The 296-nt window shown below is 61.8% G+C and carries 1 protein-coding gene; it reads right to left on the bottom strand.

The window, feature by feature from the left end:
* Window positions 1–121: 121 nt before the first annotated feature.
* Window positions 122–238 (bottom strand): SIS domain-containing protein, encoded by a 117-nt coding sequence (locus P0G09_RS19300; RefSeq protein ID WP_275253480.1) that lies wholly within the window; start codon window positions 236–238, stop codon window positions 122–124.
* Window positions 239–296: the final 58 nt, after the last annotated feature.

Raw genomic sequence — 296 nt, forward strand, 5'->3', positions numbered from 1 at the left:
GAAGCACCTCGCCCACATAAAGCACCGCCACCTTGATGGGGATGCTGCCGGAATCCAGCGGGCTTTCCTGCGCGCCGCACCGCAGCACCACATCTGCCATGGCTGCGCCGGGCGAATCCTCCTAATGGGTGAGCAGAATGATCTTTGCGCCGGATGCCTTGGCCGTGCGCAGTGTTTCCAGCATATCGCGGGTCGCGCCGGAATAGGAGATGAAGAGCACCACATCCTCCGGGCCCATCAGGCTGGCAGCCAGGATCTGGAGATGACTGTCCCCTGCAGTGCGGAACTTATTGGAC

Source organism: Faecalibacterium sp. DFI.5.82 (assembly GCF_029076575.1).
Lineage (GTDB): Bacteria > Bacillota > Clostridia > Oscillospirales > Ruminococcaceae > Faecalibacterium > Faecalibacterium duncaniae.